The organism is Vibrio sp. 1288 (assembly GCF_033344475.1).
On the sequence record NZ_JAWPOX010000912.1, the window covers coordinates 1 to 568 of the forward strand.

The following is a 568-nucleotide window of genomic DNA, read 5'->3' on the forward strand; positions in this document are numbered from 1 at the left end:
CCAATGCCAAAAGGCGCTCAACTGCCAACTTTATCCTCTTTTTACTTTGATGAGTCGGCGCTGTTTTCTGGCGGAGAATGGAGTGGTCTTGCGCATTGTCGGCGTTACTTTTCTTCTGGCTTGGCAAGCTCATATAAAGAGACGCGCAACGGACTCGACGGGATGGCGTATTCCACCAAATTTTCACCTTGGCTTGCGCTTGGTTGTGTGTCGCCAAGAATGATTTATGCCATGCTCAAACAGCATGAACAAACCCAAGGGGCGAATGATTCGACTTACTGGATTTACTTTGAATTGTTGTGGCGCGAATATTTTTATTGGTACGCAAGGTGTTATCAACAAAGGCTGTTTCGGTTTGGTGGTATTCGCAATCAACCGCCGTTAACCAGCTTTTATGCGCATCGTTTTCAGCAGTGGAAAAACGGCACCACACCGTATCTCATTGTCAACGCGTGTATGCACCAACTGAATCACACTGGTTATATGTCTAACCGTGGACGCCAGTTGGTTGCAAGTTGCCTTGTTCATGAACTGGGGTTGGACTGGCGGTATGGCGCGGCCTACTTTG

1 protein-coding gene is annotated in these 568 nt (G+C 47.9%); it reads left to right on the plus strand.

Features of this window, described 5'->3' with window-relative positions:
• Positions 1 to 568 (plus strand): FAD-binding domain-containing protein (locus tag R8O11_RS30050; protein ID WP_318195238.1); only part of this gene is annotated, 568 nt, incomplete at both ends.